At 74.0% G+C, this 18,510-nt stretch carries 18 protein-coding genes and 1 pseudogene; 10 read left to right on the top strand and 9 right to left on the bottom strand.

Features of this window, described 5'->3' with window-relative positions:
- Together FN207_RS16810 and FN207_RS16815 are read left to right on the top strand one after the other, a co-directional pair.
- Window positions 1-459: cytochrome c biogenesis ResB family protein (locus FN207_RS16810; protein ID WP_142459646.1), on the top strand; the 459-nt coding region annotated here is incomplete at its 5' end.
- A gap of 386 nt (window positions 460-845) precedes the next feature.
- On the top strand, window positions 846-2,246 hold the full coding sequence (locus FN207_RS16815) for a cytochrome P450 (protein WP_246066122.1): 1,401 nt from the start codon (window positions 846-848) through the stop codon (window positions 2,244-2,246).
- A gap of 587 nt (window positions 2,247-2,833) precedes the next feature.
- Here FN207_RS16815 and FN207_RS16820 read toward each other — a convergent pair.
- The 3 genes and pseudogenes from FN207_RS16820 to FN207_RS27340 all read right to left on the bottom strand — a co-directional run.
- Entirely contained in the window at window positions 2,834-4,609 is a 1,776-nt protein-coding gene (locus FN207_RS16820) for a copper resistance CopC/CopD family protein (RefSeq protein ID WP_185938415.1), read from the bottom strand.
- Window positions 4,606-5,073, bottom strand: a complete 468-nt coding sequence (locus FN207_RS16825; RefSeq protein WP_246066123.1) for a hypothetical protein — start codon at window positions 5,071-5,073, stop codon at window positions 4,606-4,608. The genes FN207_RS16820 and FN207_RS16825 overlap by 4 nt, the downstream gene beginning before the upstream one ends.
- A 72-nt stretch (window positions 5,074-5,145) precedes the next feature.
- Window positions 5,146-5,265, bottom strand: a pseudogene (locus tag FN207_RS27340) (zf-HC2 domain-containing protein); the annotation flags it as partial.
- 1,426 nt (window positions 5,266-6,691) lie between these two features.
- Here FN207_RS27340 and FN207_RS16830 point away from each other — a divergent pair.
- From FN207_RS16830 to FN207_RS16845, 4 genes are all read left to right on the top strand, one after another.
- The gene (locus tag FN207_RS16830; RefSeq protein WP_142459650.1) at window positions 6,692-7,138 is read left to right on the top strand and encodes an ArsR/SmtB family transcription factor; all 447 of its coding nucleotides are present in this window, start codon (window positions 6,692-6,694) and stop codon (window positions 7,136-7,138) included.
- A 1-nt stretch (window position 7,139) separates the two neighbouring features.
- Entirely contained in the window at window positions 7,140-9,347 is a 2,208-nt protein-coding gene (locus FN207_RS16835) for a heavy metal translocating P-type ATPase (RefSeq protein ID WP_221888253.1), read from the top strand.
- A gap of 438 nt (window positions 9,348-9,785) precedes the next feature.
- Window positions 9,786-10,277, top strand: a complete 492-nt coding sequence (locus FN207_RS16840; RefSeq protein WP_142459651.1) for a hypothetical protein — start codon at window positions 9,786-9,788, stop codon at window positions 10,275-10,277.
- Between the two features lie 475 nt (window positions 10,278-10,752).
- Window positions 10,753-11,088 (top strand): YnfA family protein, encoded by a 336-nt coding sequence (locus FN207_RS16845; protein ID WP_142459652.1) that lies wholly within the window; start codon window positions 10,753-10,755, stop codon window positions 11,086-11,088.
- A gap of 24 nt (window positions 11,089-11,112) precedes the next feature.
- Here the strand turns inward: FN207_RS16845 and FN207_RS16850 are convergent, their stop codons facing one another.
- From FN207_RS16850 to FN207_RS16860, 3 genes are all read right to left on the bottom strand, one after another.
- Window positions 11,113-11,502: an ester cyclase gene (locus FN207_RS16850; protein ID WP_246066124.1), complete on the bottom strand. Its 390-nt coding sequence runs from the start codon at window positions 11,500-11,502 to the stop codon at window positions 11,113-11,115.
- 219 nt (window positions 11,503-11,721) lie between these two features.
- Window positions 11,722-12,021 (bottom strand): thioredoxin family protein, encoded by a 300-nt coding sequence (locus FN207_RS16855; protein WP_142459653.1) that lies wholly within the window; start codon window positions 12,019-12,021, stop codon window positions 11,722-11,724.
- 352 nt (window positions 12,022-12,373) lie between these two features.
- Window positions 12,374-12,847, bottom strand: coding sequence for a MerR family transcriptional regulator (locus FN207_RS16860; RefSeq protein WP_221888254.1), 474 nt, complete (start codon window positions 12,845-12,847; stop codon window positions 12,374-12,376).
- Here FN207_RS16860 and FN207_RS16865 point away from each other — a divergent pair.
- From FN207_RS16865 to FN207_RS16880, 4 genes are all read left to right on the top strand, one after another.
- The gene (locus tag FN207_RS16865) at window positions 12,825-13,598 is read left to right on the top strand and encodes a methyltransferase domain-containing protein (protein ID WP_142459654.1); all 774 of its coding nucleotides are present in this window, start codon (window positions 12,825-12,827) and stop codon (window positions 13,596-13,598) included. The two genes, FN207_RS16860 and FN207_RS16865, sit on opposite strands and share 23 nt — an antisense overlap.
- Before the next feature lie 261 nt (window positions 13,599-13,859).
- Complete coding sequence (locus FN207_RS16870; protein WP_142459655.1) at window positions 13,860-14,111, top strand: hypothetical protein; 252 nt, start codon at window positions 13,860-13,862, stop codon at window positions 14,109-14,111.
- A gap of 19 nt (window positions 14,112-14,130) precedes the next feature.
- The gene (locus FN207_RS16875) at window positions 14,131-14,355 is read left to right on the top strand and encodes a hypothetical protein (protein WP_142459656.1); all 225 of its coding nucleotides are present in this window, start codon (window positions 14,131-14,133) and stop codon (window positions 14,353-14,355) included.
- 386 nt (window positions 14,356-14,741) lie between these two features.
- Window positions 14,742-16,430 carry a M48 family metalloprotease gene (locus tag FN207_RS16880; protein WP_185938388.1) on the top strand — a complete coding sequence of 563 codons (1,689 nt, stop codon included), beginning with the start codon at window positions 14,742-14,744 and terminating at the stop codon, window positions 16,428-16,430.
- A 321-nt stretch (window positions 16,431-16,751) separates the two neighbouring features.
- On the opposite strand, the gene FN207_RS16885 is transcribed toward FN207_RS16880, so the two are convergent.
- From FN207_RS16885 to FN207_RS16895, 3 genes are all read right to left on the bottom strand, one after another.
- Window positions 16,752-17,210 carry a hypothetical protein gene (locus tag FN207_RS16885; RefSeq protein ID WP_142459658.1) on the bottom strand — a complete coding sequence of 153 codons (459 nt, stop codon included), beginning with the start codon at window positions 17,208-17,210 and terminating at the stop codon, window positions 16,752-16,754.
- A gap of 35 nt (window positions 17,211-17,245) precedes the next feature.
- Window positions 17,246-17,821 carry a hypothetical protein gene (locus FN207_RS16890; protein ID WP_142459659.1) on the bottom strand — a complete coding sequence of 192 codons (576 nt, stop codon included), beginning with the start codon at window positions 17,819-17,821 and terminating at the stop codon, window positions 17,246-17,248.
- 410 nt (window positions 17,822-18,231) lie between these two features.
- Window positions 18,232-18,498 (bottom strand): helix-turn-helix domain-containing protein, encoded by a 267-nt coding sequence (locus FN207_RS16895; RefSeq protein WP_142459660.1) that lies wholly within the window; start codon window positions 18,496-18,498, stop codon window positions 18,232-18,234.
- Window positions 18,499-18,510 lie beyond the last annotated feature (12 nt).

Raw genomic sequence — 18,510 nt, forward strand, 5'->3', positions numbered from 1 at the left:
ATCGGCTACCGCGGCTACCTGGGGCTGGACAGCGGCGATCCGCAGTCGGTGTTCACCCTGGACCAGCGGCAGATCGACGTCGGAGCGCTGAACCGCATCGGCGAGGCCAACCTGAGCGTCGGGCAGAGCGCGACGTTCGACGACGGCACGGTCGTGCGCTTCGACGGGTACCGGGAGTTCGCGGCCCTGCAGGTCTCGCACGACCCGGGACAGGTCGCCGTCCTCATCAGCGCCATCACCATGCTGCTCGGGCTCATGGTGACCCTGCTGGTGCGCCGGGAACGGGTCTTCGCCCGCATCGCCGAGGCGCCGGCGGCCGATGCCGGCGGCGGCCGGTCGGCGACGGTGTCGCTGGCGGGACTCGCCCGGGGCGGCAGCGGCGAGCACCACGAGCGCTTCGGCGCCCTGTTCACCGGCCTGCTCGGGAACGGCCGGCCGGAACGAGCCCGCGGAGCCTGAGCCCTGCCCTCCCGCCCCTCCCCCACACCGGCCCGGCCGCCCGGACGCCCTCGGGAACCGCCGGCCGGTCCCGGCTGCGCCGGCCGGCCGCGGTCCTCCTGGTCGCCGTCGCGCTCGTCGTCACCGCCCACGCGCTGCACGGTCGCTCCACGACGGACACCTCCCCTCGCCTGGCGACGAGCAGGCCGGCGGCACCGTAGGTTCCAGTGACGACCGGGCGTGCCGCCGATCGGTGGCGGCCGGTCCGGACCAGCTCCCCCATGGCCGCCGATCTCACCGGCCGCCGATCTCACCGGCCGCCGGTCTCACCGCCAGCCCGACCTGCCACCCGGCCGCGCTCCCGCTCGACCCGCAGGAGCCGGCCGAGCCACGACGACGAGGCACCCATGCGCATGACCGATCCCCCACCACGCTGGCCCCTGCTCCGCCTCACCGGCCGGGCCGGCCGCCGCGGCGCACCGGCCGCCCCGCCGACGTCGGAGGTCCCTCCTCGGGTGCGGCGCCCCAGCGGCCCGCGGGCGCTGATCACCGCGTGGCTGGGCCGCCTGGTGCAGCGGCGGATCCGCAGCAACGGCCTGGACCTCTCCACGCTCACCCTGCTCCCGCAGGCGGCGCGGCTGCCGCTGCTGCGCACCGGCACGGACCCGGTGCCCGAGCTCGCGGAGCTGCGCGCGCGGTGCCCGGTGCAGCGGCTCGACCTGCCCTTCGGCTTCGCCGTCCACCTCGTCACCGGCTACCAGCAGGCCCGCGCCGTCCTCGCCGACCGCGACTCCTACAGCAACGACATGCGGCACCTGTTCCGCGACGCGAGCGAGGGCTCGGCCGCCGACGTCGGCGGACTGGGCTTCACCGATCCGCCGTCCCACACCCGGCTGCGCAGGCTCGTGGCCCCGGAGTTCACCCGGGCCCGGCTGGCCACGCTGGAGCCGATGATCGAAGCGATCGTGACCCGCCGGCTCGACGAGCTCGCCGCCGCCGGATCGCCGACGGACCTGGCCGCGCACGTCTCCTCCCGCGTCCCTATGGACGTGATCTGTGCGCTGCTCGGGCTCGACGACGCCGACCACGACGCCTTCGTCCGGCTGGGCACCGAGCGCTTCGACGCCACCGGCGGAACCGCCGCGTCGCTCGGCGCGGTGTCCGAGCAGAAGGCGATGCTGCTCGACGTGGTCGCCCGCCAGCGCCGCGACCCCGGCGCCGGCCTGGTCGGCCGCATCCTGCGGGCCGAGGGCGAGAGCATCTCCGACAACGAACTCGCCGGCCTGGTCGACGGCATCGTCACCGGCGGGTACGAGACCACCGCGAGCACGATCTCCATGGGCACCGCGGTGCTGCTGCGCGATCCCGCCCACGCCGCCCTGGTCCGCGACGGTTCCCGCGCCGACGTCCAGCGCGCTGTGGAGGAACTGCTCCGCTACCTGACAGTGGTCCAGGTGGCCTTCCCACGCTTCGCCAAGCGGGACCTGGAGCTGTTCGGCTGCCCGGTGCGCAAGGACGACGTCGTCGCCGTCTCCCTCAGCGGCGCCGACCGCGACCCGCTCTGGGCCAGCCCGGAACCCGACCGGTTCGACCCGGCCCGGTCACCCGGCGGTGGTGGTCACCTCGCGTTCGGCCACGGCATCCACCGCTGCCTCGGCGCCGAGCTCGCCCGCCTGGAGCTGCGCATCGTCCTGCCCGCTCTCCTCCGCCGCTTTCCGGATCTGGCCCTGGCCGTTCCCGAGGACCGGCTCGCCTGGCGCCGCCTCTCCTTCGTCTACGGCGTCGAGGAACTGCCCGTCTCCTTCTGACCACCCGGCAGAGCCAGCCGGGCACCCGACCGCGATCCCGGCCGGGGACGGCGGCCGCACCAGCGCACCACGGGCACCGGCCGGGGCTCCGCGGGCCGGCCGGACGCGGTCGGCCGGGAGACCCCGGTGGCCACCGATGCCGGCCGGCACGGCCGGTGGCCGAGGTCGGCACCGGAGCCGGTCGGCCATGCGGCCGATGTGGCGAGGCCGCAGTCGACCGCGAGCGGCGTCGGCGGACGCGCATCAGCACCCGGCCGCCCGGATCACCCGCGGGGCGAGTGACGGTGACGCCGGTGGAGCTCCGCCTCACGTCGGCAGGCTCGATCCGGGTCCGCCCGATCCGCCGCGGCAGGTCGAGGCGGGCCCCGGTGCCTCGCTGCTGCGGCCGGTCGCTCGGCGACCCGCGCGCCGTTGTCCACAGCCCGCGCTCGGTTGTCCACAGCCCGCGCCCGGTCGCCCTCGGCCCGGCCCCGGTGGCCCGCGTCGACCTCGGCGTCGATGGACCGCGGCCGCCCGGCCTCCTCGCCCGGCGTCCGGGCACCCCTGGCCCGTCCGGCCACCGGGAGGTCCGGCCGTCGGTGACGACGTCAGCGCGCGGCGAAGTCCGTGCTCGCCGTGGCGGCGGTGAACTCGTCCAGGCGAACCGAGACGGTGACGGTCCATGCGCCGGCGGTCGGGAGGGACACCTCGTCGGCGATGTAGTGGCCGGGGCCGCTGGGCACGAGGTCGACCTCGAGCGGGCCGATCTCCTGTGCGGACTCGGTCAGGGTCACGCGGATCTCCTGCGGCTGGGCGAGCTGCCCGGCCTCGTCGAAGAGGTAGACCATGAGCGTGTTGGGCCCGGTGGCGGCCGGGTCGACGGTGATCTGCACCGAGCCGGCCGCCGAGGAGGCGTCCTCCCCTCGCAGCGGCAGGGTGACGTCGACCGGCTCGGCGACCTGCGACCGCGCCGGCGGGGTCCCCACGAGCGCCGCCGCCAGGGCCAGCACCACCGCGCCGATGGCGACCTCACCCAGCACGGAGCGCCGCAGGGCACCGAGGTCCGCCGTCGCCGCCTCGACCGGCCGCCGCGTCGCCGCGGCGGGTCGAGCCACCGTGTCCCCCGCCTCGGCGCTCACGGCGTGTGCGGTGACCCGGTGACCACCGGGGCGCCGACGGGGATCGCCCAGGTGCTGCAGCACCCACGCCCGGGAGACCCCGGCCGCGGCCAGCAGCAGCAGTACCAGCGCCAGCTTGGCGACCAGCAGCCAGCCGTAGGTGGTGGTCACCAGCGCGACGAGGGACCCGACCTCGCGGACCGACTGCAGGACGCCGGTGGCGACCAGGGCCGCGACCGCCCAGAAGGCCAGGCGGGAGTAGCCGGTCACCGCGGCGGCCACCGCCGCCGGGGGCACGCCGGGGCGCACCACACCGGTCAGCAGAGCGGTCAGGCCGCCCAGCCACACGGCCATCGCCGCGACGTGCACGGCCGTGATCGACACGGCGAGCGCGGGAAGCGGGCCGGCGACGGGGTGACCGACGGCCGCCGTCGCCAGCACCAGCCCGGCGGCCGGAAGCGCCGCGACGGCGATCAGGACCGCCGAGGGGCGTGTCCCCCGGCGCCAGCCGACCGCCAGCGCCGCCGCCAGCAGCAGCGCGCAGAACGCGCGCAGCAGCAGCGTGACGCCGAACGCGGAGGACGTCGTCGCCGCCAGGAGGGAGGGGTCGAGCAGGGAGCCGAGCCCGGCGCCGGCGGCGTAGGGGCCCTGCAGCAGGACGGTCAGCAACCCGCCGAGGACGACCGCGGCCAGGCCGGTCGAGGTCAGCCGGCGCATCAGCGGCACGCCCCAGCCGGCCGGCCAGCAGACCAGCAGGAACACCAGGACGCCGAGCCCGAGCGCCACGCCCGTGAAGCCCAGCCACCGGGCGGCGGGGAGGGCACCGGCCACCACCGGATCGACGTCCTGCGCGCTCGTGACCGGCGACGGCGCCACGAGCTCGCCGTCACCGACCACGAAGGCGAAGGCCCCGGCGATGGGGTGGGAGTCCTCCGAGACGACCCGGTAGGTCACCACGTAGCTGGCGTCCGGGAGGTCGCCGCGCAGCGGGATGGTCACGACCGCGCCGTCCACCGCCGCCCCGCCCGCATCCGCGCGCTCCCCGCCGGGCGCCAGCACCCGTGCGTAGCCGGCGCCGAGCTCCACCGCTTCGGTGAACTCGAGCGTGACCTCGGAGGGTGCGGCGGGCAGCCGGACCCCCTCGGCGGGTGTCGTGGTGGCGAGGGTGGCGTGTGCCGACGCCGGCCGGGCGGTGGCCACGTCGACGAGCACGCCACCGGTGACCGCAACGACCAGCAGCAGGACCACGGCGAACAGGCGCCTCACGCCACCGCCTCCCGCCCGGACGCGGCGGAGCGCCGACGTCGGCGTCCCCGCCAGGCCACGGTCGCCACGAGCCCCACCCCGACGAGCACCAGGACGTGCAGGACCGCCCGCTCGACGTGCACCCATCCCGCATCCAGGTCCGACAGGGTGAGGGCCGCCAGGAGCACGCTGAAGCTGGCGAGGAACGGCAGCGCCCCCGCCGCCAGGTTCGGTGCGGCGGCCACCGCGAGGAAGGCCACCGCCACGGCGAGGTTCCACGCTCCGGTCTCGTGCGCCATGTGCACCGGCGCACTCATGGCGCCGGCGCCCCGCTGCAGCGCCGGCCAGGCCAGCCCGGCCTGAGCCACCCCGATGGCCAGCAGCGCCAGCCGCAGGGCGGTGCCGAGCACTCGGCACCTGACGGAGGCCGCCGTGGTCAGCGACGACGGGAGGGCAGCCAGGATGGCCACCGTCAGATCGGGCACGGCACGCGCCGGGACGATCCGCGCCCGGCGGGTGACCTGTGCGGCCTGGCCGCTCCAGTCAGCACAGGCTACGCACGTCGCGAGGTGGCGATCGAGATCGGCGACCGGCATCCCGGGCGCTTCGCCGTCGAGTCGCGCCGAGATCGCCTCACGGAAGCCGGCGCACCGCCTGCCTCGGTCATCGACACTCAACGCACTCGACCTCTCGACGCCGTGGATCGCTCAGCGATTCGTTGTCGCCGCTGGCTCGCGGCGCGCCGTCGCCAGCATCACGGCACTCCGGCGAGCACCGCAGCCATCACGACCACACCGGCGACGGTCCATCCGGGTGGCCGAGGACTCCTCGGTCGTCGCAGCCGCCGCCTCCGGCGGGGCAGACGAGGTGGAGTCCGCCCCGGCCGACGAGCCGGTGGCCGCCCAGTGGCGGCCCGAGCGCTCGGCACCGTCGTCGTCGGGGCGGGCGGCGCGGAAGCGACGGGGACCGCCGGCGCCGGCCGTGCGGAGGAGGCTTCGGCGTCGCGGCCGGCCGGGCCTGGCCCACCAGGAAGAGGCCGAGCGCGCCCACCGCCACGGGTCGCGGCGCGTCGCACCAGGCCAGTGGAACAGTCAGTCACGGTTCAATGGTCGTCCCCGGCGGCCGTGGAGTTCCCGTCCTCGTCAGCACGGGAACTCCACGGCGGTCGCCGGTCAGCAGCCGAGGACCATGCCGCGCGGCCGGCCCGAGCGCGGCGGTGACCCGGTCCTGGCACGGCCCACCGGTTCCCGGGTTCGCCTGCCTGCGCGCGCCTGGGCGTCCTTCACCGAGGCGTCACCGACGTCGGCCGTGACGCTCCAGGAACTGCTCGGCTGCCTCGACGGTGCGTCGCCATCACGGCCCCGCACAGAACTGCCATGGCAGCGGCCGAGAGCAGCGACACCACGTCGAGCACGTCCAGCCAACTGCCACCTCGCTCAAGCGGGGACACCAAGCGCGTGAAGACGAGGCCCAGCACCGTGACGCGGCAGTGCAGGGAGGCGGCCACGTAGACCGCCGGTGCGTCACGGATTAGCAGGAGCAGACCCAGCAGGAGCAGACCGGCCACGCAGAGGACAGCGACAACACCCCGGTAGGCCGCCGCGTCCCACTGTGCGGGGATGACCGGAACGTACGCAGCAGCAGCGACGAACCCAGCCGCCGCACCTGGCCACCGCAGCGGTGAGCGCACCGCGGGGCCGCGGACCAGCGATCCCAGCCGGTCGGAAAGCGATGCAGATCGGATCATCGTCGTCATTCCTCGGGTTTCGCCCTGCGCGGACGGGAGCACTGTCGTGCGGCACGCCGATCTCTCGAGCACGGAGCGACGGTCTGGCCGCGGTCGGCCGTTCACCGACCAATCCCAGCAAACGTAACCGCTACTGCTTCGAGGTCACGGCCGCCGCCCCCGCCGGGGGCGGCGGCGCGATCGGCGGCTGGCCGGCACCGTATCCCCGTCGCGTGCCGGGCCCTCGTGGCCCTCTCCCCGGCCGAGGAGGAAGACGGTCGGGTAGCCAAACGCCGACGGCACAACGTCGCAACGAGTGTTGGGATGTTCTAGCCTCGGGCTCCTAGTCCGCACCTGGCGAAGCCGGAGGAGTACCCGTGGGCCCCGATCGCTGCGACCTGTTGTGCCTCGACCTCCCCCACGCCGAGCAGGTCCGGGCCACCCTGCCGCAGATCGACGAGGCGCAGACCCACGCCGCCCGCTTCAAGGCCCTGGGAGATCCTGTCCGGCTGCGCATCGCGACCGCCCTGCTGACCGGTGGGGAACTGTGCGTCTGCGACCTGGCCTGGATCTGCGGGGCCAGTCAGAACCTGGTGTCCCACCACGTCCGTGTGTTGCGGTCGGCCGGGCTGGCCGCCTCCCGGCGGGAGGGCAAGCTCGTCATCTATCGGCTCACCGCCACCGGCCGCTGCATGCTCGCGCCCTCCGGCCCGCCTGCCGTCGACGCGCCGAGCACCGCGGATCCCGAGGACCCCGGCACCGCGCCCGCCGGCACCTCGCCCTCCGGCGCGCCGCGCGGCGACGTCGACCTGCAGGAGGCCTGAGATGTCGGATCTCTGCTGCGGCGGCGACGAGGACGGCTCCCGGGCCCGGCCGGTGAGGGGACGCACCGCCGACCTGCCGGCGCTCTCGCCAAGGCCGATCACCGTCGGCGGCCCGCGGTCCACCGGCGAGGACTGCGGCGAGGGCTGCGCCTGCTGCACCCCTCCCCGGACGCCCACGGTGGCGTCGCCGCGGTCCGCCGCGCCCGGCGGGGACGGCTGCGGGGATCCGACCTGCTCGGCGCCCGCACCCGCGGACCACGACACCGACGAACCCACCTCGCTGTGGCGGTCCCGGCCGATGCAGCTGGCCGGGCTGGCCGGGGCGCTGTGGCTGGCCTCGGTGCTCGTCGGGTGGCTGAGCGGAGGAGGCGTCGCCTCCGCGGTGCTCGCCGGTGGGGCGGTGCTGGCCGGTGGCGCCACCTTCGTGCCCGGCACCCTGCGGGCCCTGCGCCGCGGCAGGCTCGGTGTCGGCACGCTGATGACCGTCGCGATGCTGGGCGCCATCGCACTCGGTGCGGTCGGCGAGGCGGCGATGCTGGCGTTCCTGTTCTCCCTCGCCGAGGCGCTGGAGGACTACGCGGTCACCCGCACCCGCCGCGGGCTGCGGGCGCTGCTGGACCTCGTGCCCGCCCGCGCCACGGTGCTGCGCGGCGGCCGCGAACACGAGGTCGACCCCGCCGAGCTCACCCCCGGGGACGTGCTGGTGGTCAGGCCCGGTGAGCGGCTGGCGACCGACGGACGGGTGCGGACCGGGCTCTCCTCACTGGCCACCTCCGCGGTGACCGGGGAGTCGGTGCCGGTGGAGGTCGGCCCCGGTGACGAGGTGTTCGCCGCCTCGGTCAACGGGGGCGGCGCGCTGGAGGTCGTGGTCACCGCCCGGGTGGCGGAGAACTCCCTGGCCCGCGTCGTGCACATCGTCGAGGAGGCCCAGGAGCGCAAGGGCGCGGCCCAGCGGCTGGCCGCCCGCATCGCCCGCCCGCTGGTGCCCACGGTGTTCCTCGCCGCGGGCCTGATCGCCGTCCTCGGCAGCATCCTGGGCGACCCGCAGCTGTGGATCGAGCGCGCCCTCGTGGTGCTGGTGGCCGCCTCGCCGTGCGCGTTCGCGATCGCGGTGCCGGTGACGGTGGTGGCCGCGATCGGCGCCGCCACCCGCGCCGGGGTGCTCATCAAGGGCGGAGCGGCGCTGGAGTCCCTCGGCGGGGTGCGCGCCCTGGCGCTGGACAAGACCGGCACGCTGACCCGCAACCGGCCCGCGGTGGTCGCCATCGAGGCCCTGCCCGCCAGCAGCACGGACCAGGTGCTCGCCGTCGCCGCCGCGCTCGAGGCCCGCAGCGAGCACCCCCTGGCCGGCGCCGTGCTGGCCGCCTGGCCGGCCGGCCAGCCGCCGGTCGACCCCGCCGCCGACACCCAGGCGCTGCCCGGCCGGGGAGTCACCGGACTGGTCGGCGGCCGGCCGGCGCGGCTGGGCAAGCCCGGCTTCCTCGACCCCGGCCCCCTCGCGGCGGTCGTGACCGCCCACCAGGAGGCCGGGGCCACTGTGGTCCTCGTCGAGGCCGCAGGCCGGCTGCTCGGCGCCCTCGCCATCCGCGACGAGCTGCGCCCCGAGGCCGCCGAGGCCGTCACCACGCTGCACCGCATGGGCATCGCTACCACCATGCTCACCGGCGACAACCCGCGCACCGCCGCCCACCTGGCCGCCGCCGCCGGCATCGACCAGGTGCACGCCGAGCTGCGCCCGGAGGACAAGGCCACCCTCGTCGAGCAGCTGGGCCACCGCGGCCGGGTCGCGATGGTCGGCGACGGCATCAACGATGCCCCCGCGCTGGCCACCGCCGACGTCGGCATCGCGATGGGCGCCATGGGCGCCGACGTGGCGATCGAGACCGCCGACGTCGCGCTGATGGGCGAGGACCTGCGCCAACTGCCCCGCACCCTCGCCCACGCCCGCCGCGCGCGGCGGATCATGCTGCAGAGCCTGCTGCTGTCCGGAGCGATCCTGGTCGTCCTCATCCCGCTGGCCGCCTTCGGTGTCCTCGGCCTGGGCACGGTCATCGTCACTCATGAGCTGGCCGAGGTCCTGGTCATCGCCAACGGCGTCCGCGCCGGCCGACTACGCCGTCCTGAGCAGCCGACCGTTCCCACTCCGCCCCAGGAAGAACCGCGGCGCGACTACGCGGCCGCCATCCCGCGCGGCAGCGAGGACCGCTGACCGCCCCACCTGTCGATCCGACCTCGGCACCCGCTACCCCGCGGCACCGGGCCTGGTGGCGGGGACACGTCCTCGGCCACCAGCGGGGCACCGTGCCCGCGAACCCATTCATTCGTGGACGTGCTGGTCGACGCAGCGACCGATCACATGGCGGGTGGCGGTCCGGGGTCGTCTCAGCGGACGTTCTCGCTGCTTCGTCGACGCAGGTGCCGGTCCAGCACCCGGCCGAGCAGCAGCGCTGGCGGGTCACGTCCGGGCACGTCGTCGGCGGCGAGGTCCTGGATCAGGCGTAGGGCGCCCGGAGTCCGTGCCGCCTGACGCTGTGGCGTGGTCCAGCAGCGGCTGCGGGGAAGCGGATTTCCGACGGCCGCGTTGCCGCACGCAATCCTCCTGGCCGGGTGATGCCGCCGCCCGGCCCCGGTGGCGACGCTCTCATTCGTGCACACGAGGCTCGCGGCACACCTGGGCTCCAGGAATGTCGCCCGCGTCATCTACGGCGCGATCATCGGCCTGGCCCTGATCGTCGCGCTGGAGAGCTACCCGACCAGCGCCGGACAGATGATCGGCTGGCTAGTGGGCACGGCCGTCGCGGTCGCGCTGGCGGAGTTCTACAGCGAGGTCGTCGGCACCGAGACCAGCGAGCGCCACCGCGTCACCGGTCAGCAGCTGCGGCACATGCTCGAGGCCGCAGCCGCGGTCGCCTTCGGCGTCGCCTTCCCGTCGGTGATCTTCCTGCTTGCCGCCCTCGGCCTGATCGAGATCGGCACCGCGTTCACCCTGGCGAAGTGGAGCGGGCTCGTGTTGATCGGCTTCTACGGCTACTGGGCGGCCCGCTTCGCCGGCGCGCCGGTTCCCCGGGCCCTGGTTCAGGGCGGCCTGGTGGCGCTGATCGGCGCCTTCCTGATCGTGCTCAAGGCCGCGCTCCACTAGACGCCGGCGCCGGCGCCCAGTGACGCACCGCGCGTGGGCGGTGCGCCCGCTCCCGGGCCAGCCCGTGCACGCGGACCCCGGGGATCCATCCCCCGGGGGTGAGGGAGCCCGACCCCTCCGGGTTGGACCCTCCGCCCGGGCCGCCGGCGTGCCGCGCCGGGCGGTGCTGTGGAGGCGGCGTGCCGACCGAGCAATCTCTGCCCCTGACTGGGCCATCACGGACCCAATTGTCCCCAGAAGGTCTTGATCACCATGCAGCCGCTCCCTGGTCATTTCGCCGGATGACTCCCGAGGAGCTGCGCGCACCCGTCCCAAGAAGCCCAGGGATTCCAGAGCACTGACCTGCACACATCTTGAGGCGGTCGATCGCAGACTCGGGTCGGCGCGACTCCGCGCAGACCTGCAAGCGGGTGTGCCGGAGAGGCAGGCTGCGACGGCGACGTCCGCGACCTCCGCACCTGGCACCCTCCCGACCATGACGGTCGCCCGCTCGATCCTGCTGTTCATCCTCGCCGCGGTCGCCGAGATCGGCGGCGCCTGGCTGGTCTGGCAGGGCGTCCGCGAGCACCGCGGCTGGATGTGGATGGGGCTCGGCGTGATCGCGCTCGGGCTCTACGGGTTCGTCGCGACGCTGCAGCCCGACGCGAACTTCGGCCGGATCCTCGCCGCGTACGGCGGCGTGTTCGTTGCCGGCTCGCTGGCCTGGGGCATGGTCGCCGACGGGTTCCGGCCCGACCGCTACGACGTCGCCGGGGCGCTCATCTGCCTGGTCGGCGTCGCGGTGATCATGTATGCGCCGCGCTCGACGTGACCGGACACGCCGCCGGCGGGGCCGTCAGGCGGGGGCACCGCCGGAGCGCAGCTGCCGGCGGCGGTCGTCGTTGTCCTCCAGCCCCCACCAGTCGACGATGCGGCCGCCGCGGACGGTGAACCAGTAGACCTCGCGGACGTCGCGGAACGCCCGCCCGGTGGCCGGCCGGCCCATCCACGGGCCGGTCTGGGTGCCCGAGCAGCGGAAGTGCCCGACGACGCTGTCGCCCTCGCCCACCAGGGCGACGGTCTGCATCCGCACGTCCGGGAACGCCGCCCGGAACGGCGCCACCCACTCCCGCGCCGTCCGAGCGATGTCCGGCGCGAACAACCCCTCGACCGCGCCGAGGTCGCCGCCGTTGATCACCTCGCCGACCGCGCGGGCGACCAGCCGCTTGTTGTCCTCCACGCTCACCGCCACCTCCCCCCGTCCGTGGTCACGGTCACGGTCACGGTCACGGTGCGAGGTCTTTCCGGCGGCCGATGCGGGCCACCATCCACAGTGCGCACCGCCAGCACACGTACACGCCCGGAGTGCTGCCCAGCTCGTGGACCCCGGTCCGCGGCCGGTCCCGCCCGCAACACCCGCACGCCCGGGTCTCCTCGGCCCCCGTGAACCGACGGCGTGGCGACCTCACCGCAGGACCTCGAGCAGTTGCCCGACCGTGGGCGCTCCGGCCAGCCTGGTCGTGGTGCGGTAGACGCGGCAGGACAGGCCGACGGGGGCGTCCGGCTCGGCGAACGGGTCCCGACCGTCCACCAGCACCGTCGGTGAGCCGCGGAATCCGACGGCCTCGGCCTCCGCCGCACTCGCGACCTCACGGCGCTCCACGCGTATGTCGGTCCGCCCGGTCCGGGCCAGCGCCTCCCGTGGCCGCCCGTCGGCCGGACGCCGGTTCGGGCAGCCGTCGACGTGGAGCAGCACCACGTCCACGCTGACCTCCCAGACCTGAGCGCCGACGCACGCGCGTCCCGCGGCACCGACTAGGCATCCATGGTGGCAGCCGGGCCAGTGCCCAGGTTGGGATCGCGCCACGTAGCTCGGCCGACACCGCCGGGCCCCGGTGAGCCGGTCCCGGCCAATCCGCGGGAATCCGAGCCGCGGGACGGAGTCCACGGCGTTCCCTCGCGAGCAGCGCGACGCCAGCACGGCGCACGTGCACACCGACCGGGACGCGGCTGCCCACGGCCATGCTGGGCGGGTCCGGGGATGTCCGCGCCGGTGCTCCGATCCCGACCAGGTCGCCGTCACTTGATCGATGGCGGCGGGACGGGCAGTCAGGCGATCACCCTCGCAGCAAGCCCTGCGTCTCCTCGGCCACCATCGCGCGGAAGTGCGGACACTGCGCGATGTCTTCGTGCTCACAGTGGAGCGCCGCGTCGATCAGGTCCAGGGACGCCTGCGCCGCGGCGATGCGATCAAGCAGTTGGGCGCGGTGACGTCGCAGCAGGTCGGTGCGCGTCGCCGGCTCCTGGGCGGTGACGATCCGGCGGATCGCCTCCAGTCCGAAGCCGGCCCTCTTCGCCCGAAGCACGACGACCAGACGGAACAGGTCGTCCGGGCCGTAGCCACGCCGAGCGCCGACGCCCCGCGTGGGGGCCATCAGACCCATGGACTCCCAGTACCGCAGGACGTGGGTGGGCAGCCCGAACCGCTGAGCGACCTCCCCGATGCTCAGGAGCGTCGCGCTGTCACGGCTTGACTTCACGTGACCATTAACTTCGACCATCCCGGGCATGTCCACGAGCAGCGATGTCACCCGGTCCGACGTCCCCGAGCCACCGTTCATCCAGCTCCTGGACGCCATCGACGCGATGCCCGGCGCAGCGGAGCTGCGCGCGCACACCTATGACCTGTTGCGACTCCTGCCGGGTCAGTCGGTGGCCGACGTGGGATGCGGCACCGGGCGCGCCGTCGCCGAGCTGGCCGACCGTGGGGCCCGGCCCATCGGCGTCGACATCGACGCGCAGATGCTCGCGGTCGCACGGCGCCGCTGGCCATCCCGCGACTTCGCCACCGGAGGTGCAGAACAGCTGCCGATCCCCGCCGGCTCGGTGGCGGGCTACCGGGCCGACAAGGTGCTCCACCTGGTGGACGACCCGATCCGGGCGCTGGCGGAGGCGCAGCGCGTCCTGGCTTCCCGCGGACGCATCGTGCTCACGGGTCAGGACTGGGACGGGATCATGATCGACTCCGTGGACCCCGGTCTGACCAGGACGATCGTGCACGCGCGCGCGGACACCATCGCCCATCCCCGGGCGGCACGCCAGAGTCACGTGTGGCTGCTCGACGCCGGCTTCCGAGACGTCACGACCGACGTCCTCACCGCTGTCCTCACCGACACCAGGATGCTCCCGCTGGTCACCGGACTCGCGGACGCTGCCTGCGACGCAGGCGCCGTCACCCGCGACCGAGCCGACGTCTGGACCGCCGAGCACACCCGCCGGGCCCAGACCGGGCGCTTGTTCGTTGCGGTGCCGATCTTCGTGACCGCAGCGACGCGGCCCTGAGATGGGCGGGGTGAGACCACCGGCGCCCTCACCGGGTGGTGCTCGCGCCAGCGCCGAGCAGACGGTGCACCGTGGCGCCCACAGCGGTGCGCGAAGCCGACAGGCACGTCGGGCGGGACCGTCGTGGTGATGAGGTCACCGCCGCGCCGGTCGAGGCGCCCACGCCTCGACCGGCTGGCCGGTGGCATCAGCGAGCGCGCCGGTTCGACACGCCGCCCCGGCGGTACGTGACTGTCACCTCGCCGGGCGACGCTGAGGGACGTGACGACCAGCGACCTCGTGACCGGGTACGAGCTGAAGACGGTGCGTGTGGACCACATGTCCGGCGCGCACATGGCGACCCTGCGGGTGCCGCACGCCGTCCGACCCGGCCAGACCGCCGAGGCCGGCACCGTCCGAGGCCTGTGCCGCGCGCCGGTGCAGCAGCTGACGACGACACCGTGGCCGCCGCCGCAGCGGCTGGACTCCTCCTCCCTCCCCTGCCCGGTCTGCGACGCGATCGACCTCGTCTAGCACCGTCGCGGGGCACCCGGTGACTAGCTGGTGGCGGCGGTACGACGAGCCGCGCCAGGTGGAGGTGCGGCACGACGACGGCCGCTGGATCCCCGGCCTCGCGTCCGGCTGGACGTTCGCCGAGGGCGGCTGGCGGTGCCACGTCACCTACACCGCGGCCGTCGGGTCGACGTTCCTCCGCGCCGTCGACCCGGACCACGTCCGGGAGATCGCTCCACGGTCGGCGCGGTGTGGGGCGCCCTGATCGTCGGCTCGATGGCCGGTCGGATCTCGGGGTGCCCGCCTCGCCGCCTGGCACTGACGAGCCCGCCGGCCTGCGGGGTAGCACAAGGTGCCGGCTCGGCTCGCTCGTCCGTGTGACGGCTGACCCGTGCCGGCGGAACCGCGAGATGTCGAGCCGCCCCCTCCCGCGCCTGCCACGTGCCGCGGGCAAGGCGTGACAACCGGGGTCGTGAGCGACGGCTGTCTCGGAGTGCCCGCGGATCTGCGACCACGCTCCGTGTCGGCCAGGTCGAGGAACGCAGCACCCGTCCCTCGAACGGGCGACCCCGGATCGCGCGGGACCAGCCGCGGTGGTGTCCTGCGCGTGCTCCTGACCCCGTCGCGTGACCCGCAGGAGGACGGATACCGGTGACCGGTTATGTGCTGCGCCGCTCGCTGTTGTCCCTGACCGTCCTCACCGCCCTGCTGGCCGCCGCCGGAGCACTGCTCCTGGCCTGGGGTGCGCCGCTGTGGCTGCCGTTCGTGCTCGCCGCCGTCGTCGTCGGCGCTCAGTGGGCCCTCTCCCCGTTCCTGATCGGATGGCTGATCCCGGCGTTCGAGCTGCGCCGGGCCGAGGGCCGGTACGACACCGGCGCCTACGACGTGAGCGGGTATCCCCGCGCGCGACTGCTGGCCGGCATCGTCGAACGGCGCTGCCGGGAGGCCGGGGTCGAACCGGTCCGGCTGGGAGTCGTGGACGACGGCACACCGAACGCCTTCACCTTCGGCCACCACCGCGGCAACGCGCACATCTACGTGACCCGCGGCCTCCTGGACCGCCTGGACGAGCGGGAGCTCGACGCCGTGGTGAGCCACGAGGTCGGGCACGTGCGGCAGAACGACGTCCTGGTCATGGCCATCGCCGCGACCGTGCCGGTCGTCCTCTACTACGCCTACCTCGCACTCCGCGACACCCGGCAGCAGAACACCGTCGTGCCGGCCGTCGTCAGCTACGTCGGCTACCTGCTGTCCCAGCTGGTGGTGCTGGCCCTCAGCCGCGCGCGGGAACTCGGCGCCGACCACTACAGCTGCCGGGTCACCGGCGACGGCGACGCGCTGTGCAGCGCCCTGGTCTCCATCGGGTACGGCATGGGACAGGTGGACGACGAGCGCGCATCCCGCACGGCGGCCGCCCGCGCAGGGAAGGACAAGGACGCCCAGCGTGCCGCGGCCAAGGACGAGCGCCGTGCCTCCCGACTGCGCGCGGCCGGCGTCCTGGGCATCGCCGACTCGCGGCAGGGCGCGACGGTGCTGGCCGCGACCGAGCGCGGCCTGGACCCACGCGAGGTCATCGGAGCGCTGCGCTGGGACACCTGCACGCCGTGGGCCCGCTTCAGCCAGCTCTTTTCCACCCATCCTCTGGTCGTGCGCCGCATCGCTGCCCTGGAGGACAGCGGCCTGCCGGGCGCACCGCAACGTTGGAGTGCCCGAGAGGTCGCACTGACCTGCCAGGGTCCCGATCTCGACCGCGCCCGCCGGCGCTTCCTGCCAGAACTGATCGCGCGCTACACGCCGCTGGTGGCCCTGATCGTCGGACTGCTCGCCTGGTCCCAAGACCACTGGCTGCTGCTGGCGCAAGCCGCGACGGTCGGCGGCCTCGCGCTCCTGGCACGCACCGCGCTGCAGCGCCCGCTGCGGAATGCGCAGCCGACCGACCGGATCGCCTCACTGCTGCCCCGGCTGGACGCCAATCCGGCCAGCGGCATCCCCGTCGAGGTGCGCGGCCACGTGACCGGACGCGGAATGCCCGGCTACGTCCTCTCCCCCGACGTCGTCGTGCAGGACGACTCCGGCTTCGTGCCCGTCCTCTACCAGCAACCCTGGCCGTTCGCGCGCAGCCTCTTCGGCCTCCTGCGGGTACCCGACCTGCTCGACCAGGAGGTCGTGGTCCGCGGCTGGTACCGCCGCACCCCCGCACCCGTTCTCGAGCTGCGCGAACTGCTGCCGTCCGAGGGCCGGCGGGTGCGCGGGTTCTCGTGGGTGGTCGCCTACGTTTTGTCCGTTGGAATCACGGTCGTCGGTGGCGCCGCCTGGTGGCTGCTGAGCCTGCCAGGCTGAAATCAGGTGGGCCCCGTGGGGATCGAACCCACAACCCGCGGATAAGAGACCTTCCCGCGCGCCTCACGGACCGGCACTCACGCGAGCATCAAGCCGTCGAACAAGACTTGTGCCGTTGACTGGTAGTGGTCAGTTATGGCCTTGCCTGAACGTCTTGCGGACTTGTTGCGGACTGCGCGCCCGTGACGACGACGAGTGGGACGACGCACTTACCGGCTCGGGACCAGTGGCCGAGGTGGAACTAGTACCTCACCGACACCGTCAAGCGAGGAACGACAACAGGCCCGTCATGCCACGCAGAACAGGGGCGCTTCGTCCTTGCTACATCCCGCCGCCGATGGCGTCGCAAGCTGCCTTCGCCGCGTCGTACGCGGCTTCCAGTGCCGCCTGGTCGACGCCTGCAGGCCCTAGCGCCTGCGCGCGAGCCAGGGCGGTCTGGTAGTTCAGCTCTGCCAGAGCAAGCTGCGCATCACCACCGGCGTCCGTGGTCGCCCGCTCGATTTCCGGTGGGTTGAAGTCGTTTAAGGCGCCCTCGAGGTCAGCCTGCCCGCTCAGGCCGGTGCGGATGGAGGTGTAAGCGGCACCGGCGTCGATGCAGTTGTTCCGGGCCGCCGCGTCGTTGACCCCGGAGGTCGTCCTTGCCGCTGGCGATGAGGAGCTCGTCGAGGAGTTGCTCGCGCTACCGTCGCCGGTTTGGCTGTTCCGTCCGACGCCGTTGGAGCTGCAGCCGGCCAACGCAAGCATGGCGATGGCGGCAGACAGGATGGTGCTGCGACGCATGGTTCTCCCGTGGCAACGTCTTGTGTCTGGCGCGGTCAGTTCAAGGTGACGGGCGCCGTCAGCGTCCACTGCTCCTGCTCTTCGTCGCGCTGGATGGAGCAGCTCCAGTCGCTGCGGATGAGCGCGCCGAAGCCGTTCTGCGCGTCCACGTAGCCCTGCACGGTGTACTGGTCACCCGAGCCGGTGACGACGTACTCCTGGAAGTTCGGGAAGTCGGCGGTGGCCGGAGCGCGCAGCTGGCGCTTGACGAACTCCTCGCAGGCGACGCCGGCGCCGATCTCGTCGCGACCGCCGCCGCTGGACTTGTTGTCGTCGTTCATGTTCGACACGCAGGCGGCGACGACCAGGCCGATGACGGCGAGGACGCTGAGGCCCTTGGCCACCTCAGCCTTGTCGGCCTTCGGCTTCTCGGGCTCGACGATGGGCTGGCCGGTGTTGATTGCGTGCAGCCGGGCGTCGACGCGCGCGAGCATGTACTCAAAACCGGTGCCCTTGGCGCCGCGGTGTTCGAGAAGGACGGATTTTGCCTTCTGCAGCTGCTCGCGGTCGGGCTCGGGGCCGGTCTTGAAGCGGGCGTTGAGGAATCGGACGGTGTCGAGCGGTTCGGCCATGATGTGGATCTCCCCCATGCTGTCGGATGACGGGCAGGAAGGTAACCAGCCGGACGGGCCGGTTCCGGGACGCGGCGTCAACCGGCGTCCCGCTCTTGTCGTCTGACCCGCCAGCCCCGTGCGGCACGCTGTGCTCGGAGACGGTTGACGACGAGCGGAGCCAAGGAAGTCGAGGGCCGAGGCGGCGCCCGGCCTTCGCGGAGTTGGCTACACGCCTCCGGCGCCCCATCCGGGGCAATCTCAACCCCTGCCCTGGACGACCGGCTTACCCGGCCTCGGACTCGGACTTCGTGTCCCTCAGGAGCACTGCAGAAGCCACAGGACCAAGTGGCACACACCTCATGCACTGTCGGCTCCGGCGAGCCCCGGGGCGTGACAGACCGCGGCGACGCCGTGGAGCCGCGAGCCGTCTACCGGGTGAGCGGGGTCGGCGGCTCGGCGGTGAGCCGGGCCGCGCCGACGCCGCGCCGGCGGACTCCGTGCCGGTCGAGGATCTTGCGCACCGCGGAGAACGACCGGTCGGTGAGCTCCGCCAGCTCTCTGAGCGAGCGGCCTGACGCGTACTGCTCCACGACGAACCGCTCCACCTGCGCCTGCACGTCCGGGTCCGGGCGTGGAGAGGCCGTGCCCGCGAAGGCGGCCAGCGGCCGGTGCTCCGTGCGGGGCGGATACGGCACGGCGCGACGGTA

This window comes from Geodermatophilus aquaeductus (assembly GCF_900182545.1).
Taxonomy (GTDB): domain Bacteria; phylum Actinomycetota; class Actinomycetes; order Mycobacteriales; family Geodermatophilaceae; genus Geodermatophilus; species Geodermatophilus aquaeductus.